The organism is Sorangium sp. So ce145 (assembly GCF_051525985.1).
Taxonomy (GTDB): Bacteria; Myxococcota_A; Polyangia; order Polyangiales; family Polyangiaceae; genus Sorangium; species Sorangium cellulosum_B.
In genome coordinates, this window is sequence record NZ_CP150315.1 from 5,650,372 (window position 1) to 5,675,911 (window position 25,540).

The window sequence follows — 25,540 nt, forward strand, 5'->3', positions numbered from 1 at the left end:
GCGCGCGGTCTGCTCCGCCAGCAGCTGGTCGATGAGCGTCGCGGCGGTGGCGCGTGCGCTACGATCATGCTGATGTTGCCGTCGAGCGTTCGGGCGATCGACACGGATTCACAACGGAGGCATTGGATGAACAGCACTCGATGGGTGTTTTCTCAGAAGGGCGGATCGCCCGGACGCGGTGCTGCGCTGCTCGCCGCAGCATGCCTCGCGGCATGCTCCTCGGTCGTCATTCCGGATCAGCGCAGCGGAGGCACAGGCGGCGACGGCGGCGCGACCAGCACCGGAGGCGCGGAGACGGCCACGGGCACCGGTGGCGCGGGAACGACCACGGGCACCGGTGGCGCGGAGACGGCCGCGGGCACCGGTGGCGCGGGAACGACCACGGGCACCGGAGGAACAGTCACGCCGGACGATCTACCCTGGAGCAAGACGATCGCGGGCTCCGGAGCGGAGAGTCCCCGCGCCGTGGCGGCGGATTCAGAAGGGAACGTCTTCTTGTCGGCCGAGATCTACGAGTCGACCGATCTCGGCTGCGGCCCCTTGACCGCAGGGTCAGGGCCCCTCGACGCCCTGGAACTCGGCGCCTTCGTCGCCAAGCTCGACGCGTCGGGTACCTGCCTCTGGAACGTCGCCTTGCCGAACACGGCGAGCGGCATCGCAAAGTACTCGACCCTCGCGGCCGACGCGCAGGGCAATCTGCTCGCCGCAGGCCTGGCCCGTGGCACCATCGACCTCGGCGCGGGTCCCATGGCAGGCGCGACGGAGGGCCAGGATATCCTGGTCGCAAAGGTTGACCCCGATGGCCGCCTCCTCTGGGCGAAGCGCTTCGGTAACGATGCCGTCCAGCTCGCGCCCCACATCGCGGTCGACCGGGCCGGGAACGCGGTCGTCACCGGCGGCGCGAGGGGATCCATTCCCATCGGCGACGAGCCGATCGTGGGCGCCGGCGGCGTCGATGCCTTCGTGCTGAAGCTCAATCCCGCCGGCGAGGTGCTCTGGGGGAAGCTCTTCGGAGATCACGACTACCAGGCCTGCAGGGGCGTCGCGTTGGACAGGCAGGGCAATGTGCTCATCATGGGCGATTTCGGCGGAACCATTGACTTCGGCGGCGGCCCCCTCGTCAGCGCGGGGGACCGAGACATCTTCGTGGCGAAGCTCGACCCCGACGGCACCCCGCGCTGGAGCAAGCGCTTCGGCGGTGCGCTCAATCAGACCGGCCTCGACATCGATACCGATGAAAATGGGGTTCTGCACGTCCTCGCGGCGCTCGACGGCACGGTGGACTTCGGTGGAGGCGCTCTCACCGCGAGCTCTGGTATCGCTGTCGCGAAGCTCGATCCCGACGGACAGCACATCTGGAGCAGGCAATTCGGCGACGGCATGAGCTTGGTCCATTACCAGATCGCGGCGGACGCTCAGGGCAACACCGTGCTGACGGGCAGCTTCGGCGGCACGATCGACTTCGGCAACGGGCCTATCGATAGCAGCGACGGCGCGGTCGAAGAGGCTTTCGTCGCCAAGCTCGACCCCCACGGGGACGCGCTCTGGAGCCGATACTTCAGCGGCGCCGGAGCGCAGTTCGGATGGGATATCGACACAGACCCCGGGGGCAACGTCTTCGTTCTCGGCGGATTCGAGGGCACGGTCGATTTCGGAGACGGCCCGATCTCCGCCCAGATGCGGGATGTCTTCCTTCTGAAGCTCTCGCCCTGATCTGTGCCTTCACAAGCCAAGGCTGCGCAGGAGCCACGAGATCGTACGATAGGACACCAAAGTAGGTGCGCAGGAGGGTCGCGGGGGCTGCGCAGGAGCCACGAGATCGTACGATAGGACACCAAAGTAGGTGCGCAGGAGGGTCGCGGGGGCTGCGCAGGAGGGCGCCGAGGCCGCCCAGGAGGGTCGCCGGGCCTGCGCAGCAGGGTCGCCAGGCCTGCGCAGCAGGGTCGCCGGGCCTGCGCAGTGTACGAGCGGAGCCCTGGTAACACTTCTGACCGGGACGCCCTACGCATACTGATTCTCCTCCTGCATGCTGGTTTGGGAATGTCTTCGAGGTCGCGGACCATAGCCGCGGGCTTTGGCCTCATTCAGGCGTTTGGTCGTTGCCCGGTCGAGCTTGAACCATAACGTACGACCAAGGCCACCGCCCTCGACGCTCTTGAGCCAGCCTTTGGCGACCCAGTAGCGCACGGCGTGCTCGGTGACGTGGAAGCGTGCAGCGATGCCGTGGATAGAATACAGGCCGTCGGCGCGCCGGTCCGGCTGACGTGCGGAGGGGGATGGGAGGCTGGGGCGCCGCAGGTCGTGGCGCCAGCGGATCCAGCGCACAGACATCGCGCTCCATCGAGCGCTGCGGCCTGTGCGCAGCCCGCGGCGGTTGAGTTCGTCGGCGATCACCCGATCGGGCTTCTGGTCAGCGACGAGCATTTTGATAAGCTCGATCGCCTCGGGGGGCGTCACCACGGCCATGGGCTTGCTGTGCCGCGGGACGGTAAAGTCACTGACCACACCCGTCTTCCAGAGCAGTTGCACGCGGGTCATGCGCGCAGGGACCTCGATGGGACTCAAGGTGACTTGCTGAACGAGCATGCGAAGAAGATTCTTCCGCTCGGCGTGCGTGGTGGATGGCGCGTTCCAGACCTGAGAGAGGTCCTTGGTAAGCGACAAGATGCGACGGCGGTCCTCATCGGTAATGTTGACCTTCTCACGTCGGAACATCTCCTGGCGCTCTCGGTCCAACGCCTCGACTTCACGAAGTTTCTCGTTCCATTCGTGTTCGAGCGTGCGCGCGACGACGCGATTGTCCGGATCAACTGCCTTATAGCGGCGCTCCGCGAGCCGTGCCTCATACCGTGCCCGTTCCAGTCGCAGCTTCCACTGTCGGTTCACCTCGTCTGACTGTCGCTCTGCTTCGCGGACTACAGCCAGACCAATCTCGATATCGGGCGGCTGGGTCGCCTCCAGAAAGAGCCTTGAGACCGCCTCATCGATGACCCGCGCCGAAACAGTACAGCACACATGCCGGCCGCCGGTATGCGTGATCGGGGTCCGGCATCTGTAGTATGCCCGCCGCAGCGTGCCTTGATAATTCGTGACCATGCGATGACCACACTTGCCGCACAATGCGAGGCCTTGGAGCAGGGCCTGCCCTTCACGAGCGGCGCCGTGCTGATCAGGTGATGTTTGATGGGTCCGGTTGTCATGCAGCTTTCGTTGATTGGCCATGAATTCCTCCCATGGAATGTAGGCCGGATGGCGATCGCGGAGGCACGTCTTCCATGCCTCTTGCGCCAGGCGTGTCACGCGGCGGCGCGGTTGACCGTTCACAAGCGCGAGGCGTTCCTCATGTCGACCGAAGACATACGCGCCGGCATACGTCGGGTTGTGCAATATGCGAAGGATTGTGCCATGCCGCGGAGGCCCCCAGCGCAGTTCGCCTGTCGCGATGCTACGCGCCGGCATCTTGAGTCCGCGATCGGCGAAGTACCGCATCACAGCATAGGCGCTCCCATCAAGGCGGAAGCGCTCGAAGACGAGTCGGAGAGCACGCTGGACGTGCTCGTCCGGATCGAGTCGGAAACGGCACGCAGCTTCATCCCATTCGTAGCCGCCTGGAGCGTGAAAGAAGAGCTCTCCGCGACGCGCCTTACTGAGCTTTCCGCCGTGCAGTCGCAAGCGCATCCACATCTGCTCTGCCTCGCTCATAGTACCCTTAAGTCCAAGGAGAAGCCGATCGTTGGAATCACGTGGAGTGTAGACGCTGTGCTCATCAGCGAGAATCACATCGGCAAGGCCGCACAAGTCAAGCAGCCGGTACCAGTCCGCTGAGCAGCGGGCGAGCCGTGAGACTTCCAGCGCGAAAATGGCTCCGACGCGTCCGTGCGCTACATCATCGGCCAGCCGCTGGAAGCCGGTGCGCCACTGCGCGCTTGTAGCGCTCTGACCAAGGTCCTCATCGATCACGTCGATACGGTCGGCAGACCAGCCAAGCTCGATCGCACGCTGTTTCAGTGCGTATTGCCGGGACGTGGACTCAGGATGCTCGTAGACTTGACGGAGCGTGGACTGGCGCATGTAGACCATCGCTCGACGCTCCAGATGCTGCGGCTGGATCTTGTCGCTCATGGCCGACCTCGACGGGTGTGGGCTCGACGCGTAGCATTTTGAGGACGAGCGTGGCCCACGCGCCCAGCAGATCTCGCTGCATCGTTGCGGGGAGCGCTGACCACCGAGGGATCTTCGGCCGAGGCATGGGCGGGTTGTCTCGTTTCTTCGGGTGCCACCGCCTCTGTCTTGGGCGTCTCTCGGTGGAGGTCCAGGGCGGTACGCACGGCGCCAGCGAGCTCAAGCAAACCGCGAGCATCCAGACGGACTTCGCGGCCGTACAACCGCGGCGTTACCCATGTGGCGGCTCGATCGGTCCACTCAACCGGAAGACGGATCGTCCAGCCCTGCGGATGCTCGGCGTCGACGTACCGCCGGCCATCCTGGCCGCGCACGGACGCGACCACAGCAAGCCGCCGTCCCTTCAGGGGATGGATGGGCAGCGTGACGGTGACATATTCCGAAGGGGGTGCTGGACGTGGCGCAGTTTGTGGACGGTGTCGGGAGCTGCGGTGACACTTCCTTGAGCCACGGGCCCCTGCTCCGGGAGGACTGGAAACAGGGACCGGATCCTCGTCGACGCGACACGCTCGCCGCACTTTCTCGGACCGCCTGGATCTATACACGAACCGCTCCCCGTGGTCGCGGTACACACGAGCCTCTCCTCACGATCCGGCGTGAGTTCGCGCAGGTCACCGCGTCCTGGCCAGCTTCAGCTCCTTGTTCTTGAGGGTGACCTGCGCGAGCAGGACCGGGCCGTAGTACAGCTCCCAGACGTCATCGGCGATCGGAGTCAGCCCCACGGGCTCGCCGGCGAGCAGTGTGGAGACGTTGGTCTGCGCGCCCCCGAACAGCATCCGTCCTTGCTCGTCCAGGCGTCGAACGGCCATCGTGTCCGGGTACTCCGGCGACGAGGGCTTGCTCGGCATCGAGCGGCGCGAGGGCGTGTAGCGCGAAGCCGGCGTCCTCTGGCCGAGCGCCTCGTGCGGACGCTGATCATTGTACTCGTGCCGAAACCGGTCGAAGACGCGCTGCTGCGCTGCCAAGTTGGCTTCTGGCGGCGATGTCGCCTCCGCCTTCAACGTCTTGTGCATTCGCTCGTGACGGCCGTTCTGCTGCGGCTTACCGGGCTCGATCCGCTCGGGATGAATGCCGAGCTTGATCCAGCTGACCGAGAGCGCCGAGAGCCCACCGATGCCAATCGTGGCGAACGGCGGGCCGTTATCGGAGCGGATGCGATGCGGCAGCCCGAACTCGCGGAACGCGCGCTCGAAGTGCGGCCGCACCGAGGCCTCGTGCGGCTTCGCCACGCCCTCGCACTTGAGCAGGTACCGCGACGCCTGGTCCGTCAACGTCAGCGGGTGGCAGCGCGTCCTGTCGCCGAGCGCGAAGTGGCCCTTGAAATCGGCGCACCACGTGTCATTCGGCTGCTCGGCTGGAGCCAGCGGCGACGGCATCGCGGTCGTCGGCGTCACCACGCGGCGTCGACGGGGCCGGATCAACCCGTGCTTCTTGAGCAGCTCGCCGATGGTGCTCGCCGCCGGTAGCCCCTCCAGACCCAGGCTCTCCAGCCGGGCGCGCAGCTTCTTCGGCCCCCACGTGGGGCGCTCCTTCCGCAGCTCGATCAGCGCGTCGACGAGCACCGTTGGCGTCGCATGCGGGAACGTGTGCGCCACGGGCCGCCGCTCCTCCAGCCCGCTCGGTCCGGCCTGCTCGTAGCGCTCGACCCACTTGTACCCCGTCTTCCGGCTGATGCCGAACCGCCGGCACAGCTCCGCGAACGTCTCGTCCGACTCGTTGACCTGCGCGATGAACCGAAGCCTCTCGTCCACTGAACATGTCTCTTTCCAAGGCACCAGCGCTCCTCCGTCGCCGGTCCTCTACGACATGTGTCACCTAAGCTCCCGGTCCGTCCAGGTGCTACCCAGGCTCCCGGTCTGAACCGTTACCCAGGCCACCGGTCCGTACCCAGGAGGACGCCGAGGTGAACGACCGGGGGGACACCTACCTGTCGTGCCGCACGAAGAGCTGGTCGATAGCGTCGAGCGTCTAGATGGCGCCGAGCATCTGCCGGCCGGCTTCGCGCTGGACCTTGGTGGTGTCCTCCAGACGCGCGCTCGGGATTCGCAGCTTCGCCTCTCGCAGCAGCCGCCCGATCCGCTTGTTGTCACGGGCGGTTGGTGAATTGGGCACTATCCTTGTGCGCCGAGAAGCCAGCACAAGATCTGCCCGGAGAGCGGCATTACCTATCACTGCTGCTGGAAGTCGGAGGGGGGAAGCGAACCGCCATGACGCCAAGGGCGCCAAGAAACCAGCGCCAAGAAACCAGGGAACTGGGAGGGGGGAATGCCGGAACGGCACTTCCTCTTCTCCCCTTGGCGACCTTGGCGCCATGGCGGTTTCTCTGCCGATCCGGGGCAACTTCCCGCAGCAGTGCTATCCGCCCCAGAGCCCGTTCCCGCTCTCTCGATCCCTCGCGCGCTGCCCAGCGGACCGCCGGGCTCGCGGACGGCCGCTGCCCCGTCCGGCGCTCGCGCCTTGCCTTCCGGCCCGGCGCGGCGCACCTTCGCGCCCAGCGACCATGCCCGGCGACGACCCCTACGTGATGCCTGCTTACGTCAAGCTCCTCGTCACCGACGCGGAGCGCTCCGCCTCGTTCTACGAGCTCCTCGGCTTCACCCGCGTCCACCAGGATCCGGTGTTCATCCACCTGCGCTGGGCGCGTTATGCCGATCTCTTCCTCGTCGCGACCCCGCCGGGGGTCTCGCTCGCGGGGCAGCGCGGCCTCGGCGTCATCGTCTGCTTCAGCGCCGCCGGCGACCGCGGCATCGAGACCATCGCCGCGCGCGCCGCGGCGGCCGGCGCCGCCGTCGACGGGCCGCGCGACCAGCCGTGGCACACACGGGAGGTCGTCGTCGCCGACCCCGACGGCTACCGCCTCTGCTTCGTCGAGCCGAGCACGCCCCTCCAGAGCTGAGGCCCACTGCCCGCGCCGGCGCCTCCCAGGCGGCGCCGGGCGCGCTCGTGTATCATCCCACCGGCATGTCGCCCGAGCCGTCGCAGCCCAGGCCCATCGGGCGGTATCTGCTGTACGGCGCGATCGCATCCGGCGGGATGGCGTCCGTGCACCTCGGCCGGCTCGTCGGCGACGCGGGCTTCTCGCGCACCGTGGCCATCAAGCGGCTGCACCCCGCGCTCGCCGAGGCGCCCGAGATCGCCGAGAGCCTGCGCGACGAGGCCCGCATCGTCGCGCGCATCCAGCACCCCAACGTCGTCGCCATGGTCGACCTCCTCCTCGCCGAGGACGAGGCGTTCCTTGTCATGGAGTACGTGCGGGGCGAGTCGCTGGCGCGGCTGCTCCGGGCGGCGCGCGCGGGCGGCGCGCCGGCGCCGGTGCCCATCGTCGCGAGCATCGCGTGCGGCGCGCTCCACGGCCTGCACGCGGCCCACGAGGCGCGCAGCGAGTCGGGCGAGCCGCTCGGCATCGTGCACCGGGACGTCTCGCCCGAGAACGTGCTCGTCGGCGTCGACGGGGCGGCGCGGCTGCTCGACTTCGGCATCGCCAAGGCGCGCGGGCGGCTCAGCACCACCCGCGGCGGGCAGATCAAGGGCAAGCTCGCGTACATGGCCCCCGAGCAGGTCCTCTGCGCCGACGTGACCCGGCGGACCGACGTGTTCGCGGCGGGCGCGGTCCTCTGGGAGGCGCTCGCAGGCCGCCGGCTCTTCGACGGCGGCGACGAGGGCGACATCATCCGGGCCGTGCTCGAGGAGCCGATCCTGCCCCCGAGCTCGCTCGCGGCGCACGTGCCGCCCGCGCTCGACGCCATCGTCCTCCGTGCCCTCGAGCGGAACCCGGAGGGCCGCTACCCGACCGCCCGCGAGCTCGCGGTCGCCATCGAGGACGCCGTCCCGCTCGCGTCGCCGCGCGCCGTGGGCGAGTGGGTGGAGGCGCTCGCCGGCGACGCGCTCGCGCGGCGGGCGGCGCGCGTCGCCGCCATCGAGAGCGCGTCGGCGGGGATCCCGGGCGGCCCGGCGACGGCCAGCTCGGGCGCGGCCGCGCGGGGTGGGTCGGGCGCGCCCGGCGACGGGGCAGCGGACGAAGGCGAGCCCACGCCGCCGGGCGGCCCGGCGCGGGGGCTGGCAGAGACAGCGCCCTCGATCCCGTCGAGGGCCCTCGATCAGGGGACGCCGGCGGCTGAGCCCCCGCCCGGATCGGTGACGTCCAGCGGGATCTCGCTGGGGCTATCTGCGACCGACGGCGCGCGGCGCGAGGGTCCGCCCCCCGCGGCGAAGAAGCGCGCGCGCCCGCTGCTCGTGCTGCTCGGCGCGCTGCTCCTCGGCGGCGCGGCCGCGCTCGCGGCGCAGTCGTGGCGCCGCGCCCCTCCCGGCCCGGAGGACGCCGCGCGCGCGGTCCACGCGCCCGCGGCGCAGCTGGCCGGCGCCTCGACCGCGAGCACGGCGAGCGCCGTCGCAGCGAGCCCATCGAGCATCGCCGCGGCGGCCCCGGCGAGCGCCGACGCGGCGAGCCCGGCGAGCACCGCCGCGGCCAACCCGGCGAGCACCACCGCGGCGGCCCCGGCGAGCACCGCCGCGGCCGACCCGGCGAGCGCCGCCGCGGCGGCCCCGGCGAGCACCGTCGCGGCCGACCCGGCGAGCGCCGCCGCGGCGGCGGCCCCGGCGAACGCCGTCGCGCCAGCGCCCGCACAGCGCCCGGCGCGCCCTGCAGCCGGCGCGCGCGCGCCCGCACCCGCGCCGCGCGCGACCCGCGCCGACGCCCAGCGCTGCTCCCCGCCCTATACCGTGGACAAGGCCGGCATACGCCGGCTCAAGCCGGAGTGCCTGTGAACCGATGAACCCCGCGTGTCCCACCCGCGCCCGGCTCGCGCTCTCCCTCGCCGCCGCGGCGGCGCTCTCGCTCACCGGCGCGCGCGCCGACGCCGCGCCCCACAAGAAGGCGTGCGCCGACGCCTACGAGCGCGCGCAGGGCCTCCGCCGCGACGGCCGGCTGATCGAGGCGCGCGCCGCGCTCGTCGTATGCTCGCAGCCGACGTGCCCGGCGGCCGCCGTGGCCGACTGCGGGCCGTGGCTCGCCGAGGTCGAGCGGAGCCTGCCCTCCGTGGTCGTCGCCGCGAGGGACGCGCACGGGAGAGAGCGCCTCGACGTGCGCGTGCTCGTGGACGGACGCCCCCTCGCCGCCGCGCTCGACGGCAAGGCGCTGCCGGTCGACCCGGGCCCGCGCACCTTCCGCTTCGAGCCCGCGACGGGCCCCGCCGTCGAGGAGCGCGTGCTGATCCGCGAGGGCGAGAAGAACCGCCCGCTCACCGTGACCCTGGGCGCACCTTCGGCCGGCGCGCCAGCCTCGCCTCACCCGCTCGCCCCGCGCGCCGCGCCGCCCGCGGAGCCCTCGGTCCCGGGGCTCGTGTGGGCCTCCGGCGCCGTCGGCGTCGCTGGGCTCGCGGTGTTCGCCGTCGCCGGCGCCCTCTCGCTGAGCGCCGAGGCCGACCTGCGCGCCACGTGCGCCCCGCGCTGCACGGAAGGCGAGGTGCGCGCCATCCGGGTCCAGCACGCGGTCGCCGACGTCGGCCTCGGCGTGGGCGTCGTCGCGCTGGGCGCCGCGGCGTGGCTCTATTTGACCCGGCCGGCCGCGGCGCAGCCCCCGAAGGCCGGCGCGACGGCGCTCTGGCCGTTCATCGCCGGCAGCGCCGCGGGCGTCGCGGGGGCCTTCTGATGCGCGCGTCGGCCCGCGCCCGCGGCGGCGCCGCTGCCCTGGCGGCGGCCCTCCTCTCGGCGTGCTCGCTCGTGCGCCCGCTGCGCGGCCTCACCTGCGAGCCCGGGGCCGGCAACGCCTCGTGCCTGTACGGCCAGCCCTGCGACGCCAGCGCCGACTGCACGACGGCGGCGTGCACCGAGGGCGTCTGCCAGTGCCCCGCCAGCATGGTGACGATCGAGAGCTCGTTCTGCGTCGATCGGACCGAGGTCTCGAACGCCGCCTACCGCGCCTTCCTCGCCACGCGGCCGGACGTCGCGGCGCAGGAGCCGTTCTGCTCGTTCAACAGCACCTTCGATTTCGACGACACCGGGCCCGACGCGCCCCCCGTGTGCACGACGCGCCGCAAGGAGGACGAGCACCCCGCCACCTGCGTCGACTGGTGCGACGCGCGCGCCTTCTGCAAGAGCCACGGCAAGCGCCTCTGCGGCGAGCGCCACGGCGGCCCGCTGCCGTTCCGCGGCGGCATGGCGCAGGGCGAGTGGTTCGACGCGTGCAGCAAGCACGGCGCGCTCGCTCACTCCACCGGCGAGTTCGACGCTCTCCAGTGCAACGGCGACAGCACCGAGACGGTGCCGGTCGGCGACGACACGAGCCTGGCGTGCGAGGGCGGCTATCTCGGCCTGCAGCACATGAGCGGAAACGTCCGCGAGTGGGAAGACGCGTGCTCCGACGACGTCGGCCCAGGCGACCTCTGCAGGACCCGCGGCGGGGCGTTCGACAGCGGGGGAGCGCTCGAGGAGCTCCGGTGCGACGCGCGCGACGAGCGCGAGCGCGCCGACACCGATCATACGATCGGGTTCCGCTGCTGCAGCGGGTAGCGCGGCGGCGACGCCGGCGGTCGCGGGCTCTGCCTGGATCGCTCGCGCGATGCCATCGCCGAGGCTCGCGCGCGCCAGAGCAAGCTGGTATATCAAGGCTATGACACCGAGAAATTACAGGATCCTTGCTGGCGTTCTGCTTGTGGGGGTCTGCCTTTTCGCCAGTTGTCGACGGGACGGCGTAGATTGCCAAGATCTCTCCACGTCAGGCCCGAACCTTATACTATCCGGATGTGATGACGGAATCAAACGGAGCATTGACTGCAGTAAGGGAGCAGGTGCGTATTCATGCACTTGCTTCGAGGCGGGAAGACCTGGACGCTCGTACACGGCAGCAGACGGCCCGGCGGCTGGAGGCAGACCTCAGATGATCGCGGCAGCGAAGCAGCGCTGTGGCTGGAACCTGCAACAACCCTATTTCTAGAAGTGGGCTGCCCAGGTCGACCCGGCGAAGGGCCCTTCTCTGTCATCCGATAAACCTGCATGCTGCCACTCCCTCCCAGGAGATTCTACGATTCCGCCCCGGTCCGCGCAGGGCCCCCGCGGCCGACCCGATCCAGCGCCGCTCCGCCCGCTAGCCCGTCTCGCTCGCCGGCCAAGCGCTGCAACAATGCGTCGAACGGCGCCCGTTCGCCCAGTGCAGCCAGCAGCCGGCAATCCCCGCTTCCCAACCAGCCCATCGAGCGACGGCCGGCTCGGACAGGCCGGCTATCATCCGCTCCTCGAACTCTCCCTCACGATCCTGGATGAGCTTCGCGAGGACGCGGTCATCGTCCGAAGTCGACTCGATGTGCATCGTGCCGCTGTCGACAGCTCGGATGTCGTCCATCACGCGACCCCTGAAGAACGCCCAGGCGTCATCGACCGTCTTCAGAACGAAGCTGTCGCTCATCGGTGTTCACGCAAAGTGCTCGGGTTCGTGCCGGTGCAGTTCAAGATCATCGAGGACAAGCGGGAGAAGCTCGCCTGCCCGCGCTGCCCCGAGCAGGGCGTAACGACGGCGGACAGCGAGAAGGTGATGGACCGAGGGCGTCCAGGACCCGCATCTTCGCCGTGCGCGCGGCTCGCGACCCCGCACGTGCTCGCAGCTTGCCGCGCCGCCCCCCCGCTGATAGCTCGCTGGGCGCAATCAGGAAGCGAGGGGACGTATGAGCGAATACCGAACAATCGCGGCGGCGCCGGTGCTGGTGGCGGCGTTCCGGGATCAGATCTTCGGCGTCGACCCGGCCACCGGGCGCGTGCTCTGGGAGTACAAGCAGGCCGGGGGCGGTTTCTCTTCCACAGCGCTCCTGATCACGCCTGCGGCGATCTACGCGGCGAGCTTCAGCCACGTCGCCTGTCTGCATTACCCGACGGGCGAGCTGCTCTGGGAGGTGAAGGCCGCCACGCAGGGCCGCGCCACGCTCCTCCTGGAGGGAGACCGGCTCTTCGTCGCCAAGCAGGGCGAGGTGGAGTGTTTCTCGCTCACCGGCAAGAGCCTCTGGCACAACCAGTTCAAGAGCAAGGGGATGGGCCCGGTCGCCCTGGGCGTGCCGGACAATGTGGCGCAGCCGGACGATAAGGACTGACGCCCCCCGGCGCTACGCCGCCCGCGCCTCCCAGTCGATCCGGTACGCGTGCACGCGCGCCTGCGCCGCCGCGCCGAGCCGCAGGAACAGCGGCAGCGCCCGGTCGCGGAACCACTCGACCACCGGACCGGCGACCAGCAACGCGCCGGAGCCGCCGACAGGGCCGGCCGCAGGCCGTCTGGCGAGGTGCCGTCAGCGCCGCCGGGCCAGGTGCAGCGTGAGATCGGCGTCGAGCGTCACTCGATCGGGGAGCACGGCCCGCACCGCAGCGAGGGCCAGTTCCCGGACGGACGCGGGGAGCTCGAGGTAGGCCGAGATCGTCGCGAGATGGCCGACATAGTCCGAGGCGGAGACCGTCGGGCGCCGGGTGACCACGACCTGGCGCACGTCCGTGAAGGCGTCCGACCTGATCAGCTCCGTGCCGGGCCACCGCATCGCCGCGCCCTCCGGTGTGCCGTCGGGCGACGGCACCTCGTCGTCGTCGAGGAACGGCGCGCGGGCGGCGCGGACAGCCTCCGCGAGGCCGGGGTCGGCCAGCCGCAGCGGCGCGCCGAACGAGGCGAACGCCGCGTCCGGCCCCAGGAGAGCGGCCACCCGCTCCCAGCGACCCGACGGCGCGGTCCAGTGCAGCGCGGCGGCCGCGAACACGAGGTCGTAGGTCCGCGTCAGCGGGAGGTCCTCGAAGGCTCCCCGGACGACGGTCACGCTCGCGGGCACCTGACGGCGGAGCTCGGCGAGCATGGCCGCGTCCGGGTCCGTGGCGGTGACCTCGATGCCGCGGGCTGCGAAAGCCCGCGTGGCCTTGCCCGTGCCGGCGCCGATCTCGAGAGCGGAGCGCACGGGCCGGCCCGCGTACTCGAGCACCAGGTCGACGAGCTCGTCGGGGTAGCCCAGCCGGAACCGCTCGTACGCGGACGCGGCGCTGCCGAAGGTGCGAGCGCGCGAGGTCATGGTCGTCAGTCTGGTCCGCCCGGCGCGACGGCTCACGCACTTTTCGACGAACCGGGAGCATCGTTCAATCGCAGATCCGCTGTTCTCCTCCAAGCGGCCCAACCAGCGGATACTACGAAAATCGCTACTGTTTCCAGCGACCACCCACTATCGACTGGTTTCTCTGGCGGGACGATTCCGCGGGGGTGAACCGTCGCGATCCGTCGCTTTCCCCGGAGTTCCAGGGGGGCGTGGCCACAGATCGCACCGGTTCGAAGGGCATGGGCCCAACCCGGGCCCGACCGCCGGACCTCTGGCCCGGGGCGCTCGCGACCGTCGATCCGTCGCCTCGGGCGGCCGTCGTCGCCTCGCTCGCCGGCACGCTGAGCCGTCGCCCTCGGGGATTTGGAGGCAACCCGGGTCGTTCACGAGGCGATCGGGCAGCTGCTGCTTCGTGGTCCTGTCGGCCCTGGCCCTCGACGCCCTGCTGCTCCTGTGGCGAGGGATGCCAGAGACGGTAAAGGCAGGTGAGCCCTCCACGCTGCCACAACTAGCCCCTGCGCGGGGATTGAGGAGCTGCCCAGCGACGTGCATGACGCTCCGTTCGATCTGGCAATGCCCACGCCGGTCCGGGTACGGTGGTGCGCGCCATGGCAGAGCCCCCTCAAGGCATGCTCGATCAGCTCCGTGACATGGGCTTCGAGCTCGCCCCGGAGCTGCGCCGTCTGTCGGCCGTCGCGGCGCAGGCGCACGCCTATCGCAGGCAGCAGGGACGGCTCGGGCGTCAGGCGAGGCTCTCCAGGGATCTGGATGAGCTGTCGCGCTCGACGGTCTTCTACGCTGCCTACCAGGTGAACTCCGCGGTCCGCAACGCGCTCGAGGCGTCGGGCTTCAGCTCCGCGCGTTATGAGCGGCTGACAGGCCTGGTGGGGTTTGCTCCACGGGATACCCAGGTCGACGATACGTCGCCGGTCAGCGAGGCCGTTCTCGCCGGACTCGATCAATACCGGTCGCAGCGGACGGAGCGACGCGCCCTCGACGCGGCGGGGCTCGTCGTCAGCATCCTCAAGACGGCGACCACGGGACCGTTTGGCGACCGCTTCTCCAGCGCGGGCGGGAACGTGGACGCCGCGCTCCGGGCGCTCGAGGCGCTCCTTCCCGGACCGGCGGATCGCGCCTCCGCCCCGCCGTCCACCGCGGCGACGGAGCCCTCGCAAGCCGCCGTGCGCGAAGCGCAGCTGCTGCTGCAAGCGCGGTCGAAGAGCCTCGCCACGGACGGAGTCGCTGGACGGGAGACCAGGGCCGCCATCGCGGCGTTCCAGGCCGAGATCGGGCGGCGCGCGGACGGGCAGATCAGCCCCGAGCTGCTGGCCGCGCTCCGCGAGCGCCTTGGGCCAGCCCGCGACGACTGGCTGATCGATGTCTCCGCCACGCAAGCGTCCCCCGCCGGAGCGGCGTTCGACGACCGCGGGCGGCTCTGGGTCCTCGACAGGGAAGGCAACCTGAGCCGGTACACGGACCTGCCGCGCGCACGCGATATCAACCATGCCTTGCCGCGCGAGGGCGCGCTCGCGCTCGAGGTGAGCCCGTCACCCCATCCGCCCCGCGCCGTCGTCCTGACGCACGAAGGGTTGATCCACCTCGACGAGGACGGGCACTCCGGCGCTTCCATGCAGGAAGCTGTCTGTGCGCGGTTCGACCGGCGCGGCCGACTCGCGGTGGCCGCCGGACACATGCTGCGGGTGACGGATCCTGCGGCGCCGGGCGCCGAGCGCGCCCTGGAGGTGCAGCGGCCAGCGCGCGACATCGCCTGGGGAGCCGGCGACGTGCTCTTCGTCGACACCGGGGCGGGGGTGCTGCGCGTGTCCCTGACGGAGGAGCCGCCCGCCTTCGCACAGCTCCCCGGGGAGAGCGCCGGGGAGCCGCCCGGTGGGCACGGAGTGGCCGCGTCCGCCGACGGGAAGCTCGTGGCCGTCCAGCGGGGCTCCTGCCTCGTGCTCGACGCGCGCACGCTGGAACTCCACGGGCAGAGCGATCCGTCCGGCGGCGCTGTCTCCGCGCTTGAGTTCTCACCTGACGGGCGATGGCTCGTCCTCGGTCATGCGAGCGGGCTCCTAGAGGTCCGCGAGCCCTACTCCCTGCGCATCGTCCGCTCGTGGCAGGGCCACGCGGGCCGCGTGATTACCATCGCCTTCGACGGCCCCGGCCAACGGCTCGTGACGAGCAGCGACGACGCCACCGTGAAGTTATGGCGCTTCGCCCCCGCGAGCTCCGCGTCCATCGCCGTGCTGACCTCCGATCTCGAGCACCTCAACAAGCCGCTCGGCATCTCGCGCGACATCGCCGCCTTCTCCCGGGTCCTGCTCGCCACAGATCTCCGCCCGCCGCTGTCGGTCGGCTTGTTCGGCGACTGGGGCTCTGGCAAGAGCTTCTTCATCGAGCACCTCAAGCGTCGCATCGCACGCGACGCGGATGCCTCGCGCGAGGCGCGGAAGCGGGGGGAACAGCCCGGCCTCGTGGGCGAGGTCGTCCAGATCACGTTCAACGCGTGGCACTATCTCGAGGCCAACCTGTGGGCAGGCCTGGTGTCGCACCTGTTCGACGAGCTGGGTCAGCGCGTGAACCCGCACGAGCCCGCCAGCGTCACGCGCCGGCGGCTCCTCGCGAGCCTCGAGACCTCGCAGGTAGCGAAGAAGGACGCCGAGGAGCGGCGCGAGGCGGCCTCGAAGCGGGTCGACGTGGCGCGGGAGCGCGTCGCGCGCCTCGCTTGCGAGGAGGAGCAGATCCGCCACGCCGCGCTGCAGATTGAGACGAGCGCCGTCCTCCAGTCCGCGTTTCAATGGCTGTCGGATCACGCACGCAAGGGGCTCGACGAGGCGGGAGCAGCCGAGGTGCTCCGGGAATGGCGCGATCGCCTGGGCAGGCTCCGGACGGTGTGGGGCCGCGTCGTCGAGGCGATGAAGGTCGCATTCTCCGCCGAGGTGTGGGCCGTCGTCCTGCTCCTCGCCGCCGCCGTCACCGTCGCCTTCTGGTACCTCGGCGGCAGGTCGACCCTGGGGGCGGTCCTCGCCAGCGCCGGGTCGTTCGTCGTCTGGGCGGCGCGCGTCGCACGGATCGCCGCCGCGCCGACCGACGCCGCGGTCGCCTGGGCCGAGCGGTTTTTGGCTCCGGTCGAGGCCTCGGCGGACGCGCAGAGGAAGCGCGCCGCGGAGCGGCTCGCCGCCGCGGCCCACGCCTCCGACGTCGCGCGCGGCGAGCTCACCGCCAAGCACAAGGAGCTTGCGCAGGCGGACGCGGAGCTCAAGGCCGCCGCCGAGGCCGTCAGCAAGGCCGAGAGCGATCTGGACGAGGCGAAGGCCGGCCGCGTGCTCTTCCGGTTCCTGGCGGAGCGCGCGCAGACCGACGACTATCGCCGCCACCTCGGGATCGTGAGCCTCATCCGGCGCGACCTCGCCCAGCTGTCGCGGCTGGTCGGCGTCTCGCCGGACGGAGAGACGCCCCCGAAGGAGCTCGTCGCGCAGGTCGATCGGATCGTCTTGTACATCGACGATCTCGATCGGTGTCCGCCGGGGCGCGTGGTCGAGGTCCTCGAGGCCGTGCACCTGCTGCTCGGCATGCGGCTCTTCGTGGTCGTCGTCGCGGTCGACTCCCGCTGGCTCGTGCGGTCGCTCTACGAGCACTATGGCAAGCTCCTCCCGCTGGAGCGGAGCCATCGGGGCGAAAGCGTCGCCGTGCGGCTGACCACCCCGCGCCAGTTCCTCGAGAAGATCTTCCAGATCCCGTTCGCCGTCCCGTCGCTCGACACCACGCTGTTCGCGGGCGTCGTCCGCGCGCTCCTTCCTCTCGAGGCCGACGCGGACACCGATACGTCCGCCGCGGCGGACCGCGGGCGATCCTCGCTGGCGCGGGCGAGCGACGGGGGGGACTCGGGCACGGCCGTCGCCGCCGGACAGGGCGCCGGCGCCGCGGAGGACGCGCCGGCGTCCGCCGGGCGCGGCGCGGACCAGGGCCAGGGAGGCGGGGTGCGGGTCGGCGCGCCGAAGGCCACGCCGCCGCCTCCTCCCAGGCTCAAGATCACGCTCGCGGAGCGGGAGTTCATCGAGACGCTCGTCCCGCTCCTCTCCACCCCTCGGAGCACGAAGAGCCTGATCAACGTCTACCGGGTCCTCCGGGCGCGCCTCGAGATTCCCGGCTCGGACGAGCCCTCGCTGGACGAGTTCCTCGCGCGGCGCGAGTTCGGCCCCGTGCTCCTGCTGCTCGCGCTGCAAATCGGTGAGCCGGTGCTCGCGCACGTGCTCGCCCAGCACCTCGCGCCTGGAGGGCTTGACGCGTCGGTCGACGATCTCGACGTGGTTGTGAAGCGCTTCTCCGAAGCGCATGACGACAAGCTGAGATTGCTGTCCCGCCTGCTATCCATGCTGCGAGACCGGCGGCTCCTCGGGGCGAGCCTGCTGTCGTTCCGCGCCTGGATCCCGCGCGTCCGGCGGTTCTCCTTCGAGCCCTGGGTCGAGTCCCTGCCCGCGGAGGTCCCGCCGAGCGGACCGAGGGCGGGTGAGGCCCGCATGCCGTGGGGCGAAAGCGGCCCCCTCTGAATCAGTTGCTGATACAGCGTCTCCTTTCCAGGAGGGATGCGGATCGCATAAGGTGTTCTATGTCAACCAGCGCGCGCAGCGTGGCCGGAGCGCGGGCAGGTTCATCGCTTCGTGCGGAGCCTCGCAGGGCACGTGATCCGCGAGGAGCTGATGGACGGACGCACGCACGACTTCCGGCGCGATCTGTTCGGCCGGTTGACGCAGTGGCGGAGCAGCACCGGCGAGCTGGTCGAATACGAATACGACGCAGCCGGACAGTTGATCAAGCGGATCTACGACGGCGGTGTGGAGGAATTTGCCTATGACGAGGTGGGGCGACTGATCGATGCGCGAACGCCTGACACGGAGTGCTACCTGACATACGATGAGCGGGGCTGCCTCGTGAAGGAGGAGCAGATCTCGCTCGGCGTCCGCCACACGATTGAAGCGGTCTACGACTCCATGGGGCGGAGGACGCGGCGCGTCAGCTCGCTCGGGTACGTCGAGCACATGCATCGAGACATCATGGGCAAGATCGCGCGGATGGCGCTCGGCCGGGAGGTTGTGGACTTCCACTACGACGCGCTGGGCCGCGAGCGCCAGGCCGTCCTTCCGGGCGGCGGGCGCATTCAGTACGACTTCGATCCGGCCGGTCGCCTCGCCCAGCGGCGCGTCTTCTCCGCGACAGCGCGCGCCGCGGTTGGACCGGGCGAGCCGGAGTGGGTTGGGCCCATCGCGCACGGGGTCGTTTCGGACACGCAGTATCGCTACTCCTCTGTAGGTCTTCTCGAAGAGGAGCTCGACGCGCGCCTCGGCGCGACGGGATACCGGTACGATCCCATGGGGCAGCTCCTCGCCAAGATCCCTGCCCACGGGAAGGCGGAGCTCTTCGGCTTCGACGAGGTAGGCAACCTCTACGCCACCGAGGCCGGCGAGCACGCGTACGATCGCGGCGGTGCCCTGTTGCAGCGGGGGGAGACGGCCTACGCCTACGATGAGCGCGCGCGCCTCGTGGAAAAACGCCTCTCCGATGGGCGCCGCTGGAAGTACACCTGGGATGGACGCGGGCGCCTGGCCTCGGTCGTCGCGCCCGACGGGCGCATCGTGGAGTTCATTTACGACGCGTTCTGCCGGCGGCTGGCCAAGCGGGTTCGCTCGAGCCAAGGACAGCTCCTTGCAATGACTCGCTTCGTTTGGGACGATCAGCGCCTGCTTCACGAGGTGCGTGTGCGCGACGCGTCCCTGGACGTCCCGGTGACCGAGACGCGAACATACGTTTTCCCGGATGGGAGCTTCGCCCCGCTGGCGCACATCGATGACGGCGGCGCGCTCCAGTTCTACGTGAGTGCGCCGAACGGATTCCCCGATCTTCTCGTGACGTCCTCGGGTCAGATCGCGGCCGAGCAGCGGGCGCGCGCGTTCGGCGCGGTGCAGGGAGAGGCCTTCACGCCGCTGCGGTTTCCTGGCCAGTACGCGGATGAGGAGACCGGCCTTTGTTACAACAGGCATCGCTATTACGACCCCGACATTGGCCGCTACATCAGCCCGGATCCCGTCGAGATCGTCCGCCGCTACGGCTTCGCGGACAACTCGCCGCTCAACACGGTGGACATCGACGGCTTGCAAGCGATGACCACGAACATCCAGCGCTCGCAGATTAACCCGGACGGCAGCCGCACGCCGTTGCCGAACGCGAGCGGTGTGAGCCAAGGCGGGCGCGATCCCGACAACCCGGTCGACATCCACCCCGCGGTCTGGAACAACATGGCGCCGCAGGTGCCCGTTCAGGCCGCAAACGGCTCGACCAACGGGCAATTCCCCCAGGCGACGCGCCATCCGGCGAACTGCTCCGAGCCGGCGGCGCTGAGCGAGCATCTCTATGATTATGAGCGACGCAACAACTTGCCGCGCGGGACATGCGGCTCGGCCAGCGATCCGAACAACCAGCATCTCCGCGGCGCGCTCCGAGAGGTCGATGGGATCAGCTCGACGCAGCAGGGCGGCGGAGCGCGAAACGCCTGTCCGAACTGCGGCGTGCTTTTCCGCAACCTCCAGAATCAGGCGAACCAGGGCGCACCGCCGAACGAGCTCGTGGATCTGGTGGGCCGCACCACGCCGGGCATCGACAATCCGAGCCCCGGATGGCAACAAGCGATGAACCAGGGCGCACCGACGAGGAGCGCGAGGAGCCTCATGAACCCACGCAATGCAGCGAACATGCGGGTGCAGATGCCGCGCTGAGGGCCCACCATGGAGATTTCCCTTTTCGCCATCGAGACCCTCGCCCGCCGTGGCATCGTCCGCAGCGAGGCGCGTCGGGCCGGACGCGATCGACTGGAAAAGTTGTTGCGTCTGAACGGGCTTCCCACCCACGAAGCGCTGTTCGCCGCCGAGGCTGCGATCGGCGGCTTCGCCGGCTCGGACCGCGCGCGGGACCCGCTGGAGCTTGCGAGCGGCGGTTCCTTCGGTCCCCCATCGCGAGATTGGTGGGAGATCCTCCTCGGCCCAGCGGCGCTGCTGGAACGCAACATGACGAGGGCGCTGTCCCGCGCCGGCTGTTGGCCCATCGGGATCAGCGCGCCTTTCGCAGCATTCGCGGGGCTCGATCCGTACCTGCGCGTCTCACATGACCGCGCGGAACGCTCGCTGGGAATGGTCGACGTCCTGCTGAGCGACGACGGAACCGTCTCCGTGGAGGGCTCTTCGACGGGATACGCACTGGTGCCCTACGCAACGTCCCCCGTGATGCTGGTCGAGAAGCTCGCGCGCTTCCTCGACATCGCGCAGCGCGGCCTCCACCACCTGCGCCTCGAAGCCCGCCCGCGCGCTGGCGCCCGGCTCGCGGAGGCGCTCGGCGCCCGGCCTGTGGCGGTGGCGAGCGATGCCTACCACACGGTCTGGGACGCCGAGGATCTTGTCATCCTCGACGGGCACCCCTCGGGCGCCGCTCCGGACCGGACGCTCGTCTTCGCCAGATCGGTCGAGCGGCTCGCCCGGGCAGTCGAAGCGCTCGCGGGCTCGCCGGCGGTCGCGGCGATCGCCTGCGACGAGATCACCGTGGCGCTTCGCGATCCGGGCGAAGCCCCCGCGCCGGCGAGCCGCGGGCTCGTGCCGGTCGGCCTGGACCGGCCCGAGGAGCGGGGAGCGCTGCGCATCGAGCGCACCGCGTCAGGCGTCTCCCTCGTCCAGGAGCGCGACTTCGGCGGGCGTGTGCTCGAGCGCCGCGAGCTCCCGCCGGTGGGCGACCGGCTCGCGCACACGCGATGGATGCTCGCTGCCGAGGGGTTTCGGGGCGTGCTCACCGACCGCGCGGTAAACGCCCTGCGCGCGCGGGGGGTACTCCGGGATCCGCAGCGCGCCGCCTCGCGCGCCCGCCTCGAGGAGCTGCTCGCACCTCACGGCGTCGCGGCCAGTGAACCACTGTTCGCGTTCGAGCAGCACGCGGGCGGCCTCTGTGTCTCCCGCGACCACGGAGAGCACACCTGGCTGGGCCCCGCGCTCGAGATCGAGGGCGGCGTCCTGCCCCGCAACGGGTTGGTGCCGATCGGCGCCTTCTCCAGGGGCCTGTACTTCATGGCCGCCGACGGCGCGATCCTCGCCGACGACGGGGTGGTGGAGCGCTTCGTCTTCGCCGATTCGTGGCGCATCTTCCTGGAGCGGTTCGCCCTGGGGCACGAGGCTCCGGACGTGATCCCGGAGTGGCCGGCCCGCCATCGCGCGAGCCTCTCCGAGGACGTGGGCGAGGCGCTGGCGCGGGCTCTCGGCGTCCCGCGCGCACCCGAGCTCAGCGACCGGACGCAGTCGTTCTGGACGAGCGACGACCTGGTGATCTGGTCGACGCCCGCCTACCTCGAGTTCTGCGTGTCCCCCTGTATCCTCTACGCGGACGAACCTGCGGTGATCGAGCAGGCGCTCGCATGGATCCAGGCGAACCACCCTGAGCTGAGCATCGAGCGGAGCGAGGCCACGCGCTGATCGAGCGCCGGCACGGTGGCGCATCCTGTTCCTGCCGCCGCAGACTGTGGAATGAACGCCGCCCCGTTGACGACGCGGCGGCGGAGGGCGCTCCGTTGGGCCACATCGGAGCTGCCCTCGACGGGGAGACAGGCGGAAACTATGAACATCGCTACTGTTTCCGGCGACCGCTCGTCATCGACCGGTTTCTCTGGCGGGATTTCTGACACGCGGAACCAGGCAGCCCACGCATGAGCCGGACGATCCACGTCGCCATCACCCGGCGTGTCCGGAAGGAACACGCCGAGGCGTTCGAGCGAGACCTGGCCGAGCTCGCACGCCGGCGCGCGACCGGCGACTCCACCAGCATCCCCCCTCGCCGAAGCGCGCCGGCTCCCGGGCGCGGCGCCCATGCGCGCTCTCCGCGGCTCACCGCCTGATGTCGTACTTGTCCAGCTTGTAGAGCAGCGCGCGCCGCGAGATGCCGAGCCGCTTCGCCGCGCGCGTCTGGTTGTTCCCCTCGGCGGCGAGGGCGTCCTCGATGCTCCGCTTCTCCAGCTCGGCGAGGCGCGCCGGCATCGTCCCGCCGTCCACGGACGGCGGTGGCGCCCCCGCGCTCGCCGGAGGTGCGCCCGCGCCCGCGCTCGCGGGGGGCGCGGCGCCCTCGGCGCCCTCCACCACGGAGGCCGGAAGGTGCTCGACCTCGATGACGCCGCCCTCGGCCAGCACGACGGCGTGCTCCACCGCGTTGCGCAGCTCGCGCAGGTTGCCGGGCCACGCGTGCGCCTCGAGCGCCTGCATCGCCGCGGGCGCGAAGCGCGGCGCCCGCTCCCCCATGCGCCCGGCGACCTGCTGCGCGAAGCGGTGCGCGAGCAACGCGATCTCGGCGCGCCGCTCGCGCAGCGGCGGGACGCGGAGGACGAACGTGCTGATGCGATAGTAGAGATCCTGCCGGAACCTCCCGGCCGCCACCTCGGCCTGGAGGTCCCGGTGCGTCGCGCACACGACGCGCACGTCGAGCTCGATCTCCTGCGTGCCGCCGATCCGGGCCACGCGCCGGCTCTCGAGCACGCGCAGCAGCTTGGCCTGCATGGCGAGGGGCAGCTCGCCGATCTCGTCGAGCAGCAGCGTGCCGCCCTGCGCCGCCTCGAAGTAGCCGATCTTGCGGCGATCCGCCCCGGTAAAGGCGGCCTTCTCGTGCCCGAAGAGCTCGCTCTCGAGCAGCGCCTCGGGCAGCGCCGCGCAGCTGAGCCTCACGAACGGGCCCCCGGCGCGCGGGCTGATGCGGTGGAGCTGCTCGGAGACGACCTCTTTCCCCGCGCCCGTCTCGCCGAGCACGAGCACCGTCGTCTGCGCGCGCGCGAGGCGCTGCACCACCTGGAAGACCTTCACCATGGCCTCGTCCGCGACGACGAACCCGGCGCCGGCGCCGGAGGGCGGGCCCTCCAGCGCCTCCGGCGCGGCCCCCGGCGGCGCCGCCTCGACGGGCGCCGGCGCCGCGATCGCGACGACGATCTCGGCCGGGCCGATGCGGATCACGTCGCCGCCGGCGAGGGCCCGCTCCGCCCCGCGCACGACGGCGCCGTTCACCGACGTGCCATTGCGGCTCCCGAGGTCGACGAGCGCGACGGCCTGGCCCCGCCGCGCGACGCGCGCGTGGTTGCGCGAGACGCGGGCGTCGTCCACGCAGACCGTGGACTCCGGCGCGCGACCGACCGCGACCACATCACCGTCGGTGAGATCGATCACCCGCGCCGCGCCATCACCGGCGCGGACGATCAGGGAGGCCTGACCCTGCGGCGTCCGCTCGCTGGGCGCGCTCTCCGCGGCGTCGAGCTCGGTCGCGACCTCGGCCGCGGTAAGCGGCGGCGCCGCGCTCGGCGGAGAGGCTGCCTGTCGACGAGGGTCTCGCTCCGCCATGCCGTTCGAGGGTTGCGCAAGTGTACGACGCTTGCGCAACCCTCGGCAACGGCAGCGCGCGCCGCCGCGCGGAAGACGCGGAGCGCGCGCTGGTCCCCGCCTTGCACTGCCTCTGCGGCGCGCACGGACCAGCGCCTCTCTGGCGCGCGGAGGCGCTGCGGGAGCCGCGATCGCCGGGAGCCATCGCGAGGACCGGAGCGTCTCGAGGCGCGTCGCGCCGACGTGCGCCTGGCTTCACGAACGACCAACACGACAGGAGACGAGCATGACTTATCCCATCCGACCGGCGTCCTCTCTCGCGATCCGCGGCGCCCTGCGCCATGCCCTCGTGAGCCTGGCCGCGACGCTCGCCGCCGCCGGGTGCGGCGCGGATCCGGCCTCCGACGCGGAGATCGCCTCGGCGGCGAGCGGCGACGCGGTCACCGGCGCCCTCACGATGACCTGCTCCAGGCTGACGGTGAGCCGGGGCAGCATCGGCGCCGGACAGACGGCCGCCGCGCTCGCGACGGCGGATCTCACGGGCGAGCAGGACGTGTGGAAGAAGTACGTCGAGTTCGCGCCCGGCACGAGCGCGACGTGCGAGTACGCGCTCCCCTCGGGCACCTCGGCGGCGCAGCTCGCGTCCCTCGCGCTGGGCGTGAATTACCGCGGCCCGGCGAAGTCGGCCATGCGCTGGACCTTCGAGGCGTGGGACGCGGCCGCCCGCGCCTGGGTCCCTGTCGGCGACAACGCGTTCGCGCGCGACTGGTCCTGGACGAGCGCGAGCCTGAGCCTGCCGGGGCCGCTCGGGCGGTTCGTGGCGGGCGGTACCCTCAAGATCCGGTACGCGACGAGCAGCTCCGCCGACAGCTCGATGCTCGACAAGCTCGTCCTCACGGGCACGACCGGCGACGGCTCCGCTGGCGCCGGCGGCAGCGGCGGCTCCGGTGGCAGCGGCGGCAGCGGCGGCAGCGGCGGCTCCGGTGGCTCCGGCGGCAGCGGCGGCTCCGGTGGCTCCGGCGGCAGCGGCGGCTCCGGCGGCAGCGGCGGCTCCGGTGGCTCCGGCGGCAGCGGCGGCTCCGGCGGCTCCGGCGGCAGCGGCGGCTCCGGCGGCTCCGGCGGCAGCGGCGGCTCCGGCGGCTCCACAGGCACCGGTGGCTCCACCGGCGGCATCTGGGTCCCCGCGCCGGGGACGACATGGCAATGGCAGCTCACGGGCACCATCGACACCAGCCTCGATGTCGCCATGTACGATATCGACCTCTTCGACGCCCCGCAGGCGAAGATCGACACGCTGCGCGCGGCCGGGAAGAAGGTGATCTGCTACTTCAGCGCGGGGAGCAGCGAGGACTGGCGCGACGACGCGTCGAAGTTCCCCGCCGCGGCGCTCGGCAACCCGCTCGACGGCTGGCCGGGCGAGCGGTGGCTCGACACCCGCAACGCCGGCGTGCGCGACGTCATGAAGGCGCGGCTGGATCTGGCGGTGCAGAGGCGCTGCGACGGCGTGGAGCCCGACAACGTCGACGGCTACACCAACAACCCCGGCTTCCCGCTGACGGCGGCGACGCAGCTCGATTACAACCGCTTCCTGGCCGCCGAGGCGCACGCGCGCGGGCTGTCCATCGGGCTGAAGAACGATCTCGCTCAGGTGAAAGACCTGGTGGGGAGCTTCGACTGGGCCCTGAACGAGGAGTGCCGCGAATACGACGAGTGCGAGATGCTCACCCCGTTCATCCGCGCCGGCAAGGCGGTGTTCCACGCGGAGTACGTCGACGCCTCGGAGGCAAACGCCGTCTGCGCCGCCACGAAGCCGCTCGGGCTCTCGACCTTGATCAAGAAGCTCGACCTCGACGCCTGGCGCCTCGCCTGCCCCTGATCCACGCGCCGGCGCCCCGCCGGCGCAGGGGCGCTGGCCGCGCCCCCGCGGTC

At 71.0% G+C, this 25,540-nt stretch carries 16 protein-coding genes; 10 read left to right on the forward strand and 6 right to left on the reverse strand.

Translation table 11 applies throughout. The features are described from left to right. Positions 1–126: 126 nt before the first annotated feature. Positions 127–1,713 carry a hypothetical protein gene (locus tag WMF34_RS20980; protein WP_437994330.1) on the forward strand — a complete coding sequence of 529 codons (1,587 nt, stop codon included), beginning with the start codon at positions 127–129 and terminating at the stop codon, positions 1,711–1,713. 288 nt (positions 1,714–2,001) lie between these two features. Here the strand turns inward: WMF34_RS20980 and WMF34_RS20985 are convergent, their stop codons facing one another. Together WMF34_RS20985 and WMF34_RS20990 are read right to left on the reverse strand one after the other, a co-directional pair. Beyond that, positions 2,002–4,122 (reverse strand): recombinase family protein, encoded by a 2,121-nt coding sequence (locus WMF34_RS20985; protein ID WP_437990100.1) that lies wholly within the window; start codon positions 4,120–4,122, stop codon positions 2,002–2,004. 671 nt (positions 4,123–4,793) lie between these two features. Then, on the reverse strand, positions 4,794–5,957 hold the full coding sequence (locus WMF34_RS20990; RefSeq protein WP_012236683.1) for an IS481 family transposase: 1,164 nt from the start codon (positions 5,955–5,957) through the stop codon (positions 4,794–4,796). A gap of 725 nt (positions 5,958–6,682) precedes the next feature. Here WMF34_RS20990 and WMF34_RS20995 point away from each other — a divergent pair. The 4 genes from WMF34_RS20995 (at position 6,683) to WMF34_RS21010 (ending at position 10,689) form a co-directional block, all read left to right on the forward strand. After that, positions 6,683–7,078 (forward strand): VOC family protein, encoded by a 396-nt coding sequence (locus tag WMF34_RS20995; protein ID WP_437994331.1) that lies wholly within the window; start codon positions 6,683–6,685, stop codon positions 7,076–7,078. A 65-nt stretch (positions 7,079–7,143) separates the two neighbouring features. Then, the gene (locus tag WMF34_RS21000) at positions 7,144–8,946 is read left to right on the forward strand and encodes a serine/threonine-protein kinase (RefSeq protein ID WP_437994332.1); all 1,803 of its coding nucleotides are present in this window, start codon (positions 7,144–7,146) and stop codon (positions 8,944–8,946) included. 4 nt (positions 8,947–8,950) lie between these two features. Continuing rightward, the gene (locus WMF34_RS21005; RefSeq protein WP_012236686.1) at positions 8,951–9,829 is read left to right on the forward strand and encodes a hypothetical protein; all 879 of its coding nucleotides are present in this window, start codon (positions 8,951–8,953) and stop codon (positions 9,827–9,829) included. After that, a complete protein-coding gene (locus tag WMF34_RS21010; RefSeq protein WP_437994333.1) occupies positions 9,829–10,689 on the forward strand; it encodes a formylglycine-generating enzyme family protein in 861 nt (286 codons plus the stop codon). The genes WMF34_RS21005 and WMF34_RS21010 overlap by 1 nt, the downstream gene beginning before the upstream one ends. A gap of 574 nt (positions 10,690–11,263) precedes the next feature. Here WMF34_RS21010 and WMF34_RS21015 read toward each other — a convergent pair. After that, positions 11,264–11,581, reverse strand: a complete 318-nt coding sequence (locus WMF34_RS21015; RefSeq protein ID WP_437994334.1) for a hypothetical protein — start codon at positions 11,579–11,581, stop codon at positions 11,264–11,266. 256 nt (positions 11,582–11,837) lie between these two features. On the opposite strand from WMF34_RS21015, the gene WMF34_RS21020 reads away from it, so the two are divergent. Then, positions 11,838–12,257, forward strand: a complete 420-nt coding sequence (locus WMF34_RS21020) for an outer membrane protein assembly factor BamB family protein (RefSeq protein ID WP_012236688.1) — start codon at positions 11,838–11,840, stop codon at positions 12,255–12,257. A 12-nt stretch (positions 12,258–12,269) separates the two neighbouring features. On the opposite strand, the gene WMF34_RS21025 is transcribed toward WMF34_RS21020, so the two are convergent. Both WMF34_RS21025 and WMF34_RS21030 read right to left on the reverse strand, forming a co-directional pair. Continuing rightward, positions 12,270–12,398 carry a hypothetical protein gene (locus WMF34_RS21025; protein ID WP_437994335.1) on the reverse strand — a complete coding sequence of 43 codons (129 nt, stop codon included), beginning with the start codon at positions 12,396–12,398 and terminating at the stop codon, positions 12,270–12,272. 51 nt (positions 12,399–12,449) lie between these two features. Continuing rightward, positions 12,450–13,208 carry a class I SAM-dependent methyltransferase gene (locus tag WMF34_RS21030; RefSeq protein WP_437994336.1) on the reverse strand — a complete coding sequence of 253 codons (759 nt, stop codon included), beginning with the start codon at positions 13,206–13,208 and terminating at the stop codon, positions 12,450–12,452. 629 nt (positions 13,209–13,837) lie between these two features. Between WMF34_RS21030 and WMF34_RS21035 the strand changes: the two genes are divergently transcribed. The 3 genes from WMF34_RS21035 (at position 13,838) to WMF34_RS21045 (ending at position 21,733) form a co-directional block, all read left to right on the forward strand. Continuing rightward, positions 13,838–17,779 carry a P-loop NTPase fold protein gene (locus tag WMF34_RS21035; protein ID WP_437994337.1) on the forward strand — a complete coding sequence of 1,314 codons (3,942 nt, stop codon included), beginning with the start codon at positions 13,838–13,840 and terminating at the stop codon, positions 17,777–17,779. A 111-nt stretch (positions 17,780–17,890) separates the two neighbouring features. Then, the gene (locus WMF34_RS21040) at positions 17,891–19,999 is read left to right on the forward strand and encodes an RHS repeat-associated core domain-containing protein (RefSeq protein ID WP_437994338.1); all 2,109 of its coding nucleotides are present in this window, start codon (positions 17,891–17,893) and stop codon (positions 19,997–19,999) included. Positions 20,000–20,410: 411 nt separating this feature from the next. Next, positions 20,411–21,733 (forward strand): hypothetical protein, encoded by a 1,323-nt coding sequence (locus tag WMF34_RS21045; protein WP_437994339.1) that lies wholly within the window; start codon positions 20,411–20,413, stop codon positions 21,731–21,733. Positions 21,734–22,141: 408 nt separating this feature from the next. On the opposite strand, the gene WMF34_RS21050 is transcribed toward WMF34_RS21045, so the two are convergent. After that, positions 22,142–23,632, reverse strand: coding sequence for a sigma 54-interacting transcriptional regulator (locus WMF34_RS21050; protein ID WP_437994340.1), 1,491 nt, complete (start codon positions 23,630–23,632; stop codon positions 22,142–22,144). A gap of 265 nt (positions 23,633–23,897) precedes the next feature. Between WMF34_RS21050 and WMF34_RS21055 the strand changes: the two genes are divergently transcribed. Further along, positions 23,898–25,487 (forward strand): endo alpha-1,4 polygalactosaminidase, encoded by a 1,590-nt coding sequence (locus tag WMF34_RS21055; RefSeq protein ID WP_437994341.1) that lies wholly within the window; start codon positions 23,898–23,900, stop codon positions 25,485–25,487. Positions 25,488–25,540: the final 53 nt, after the last annotated feature.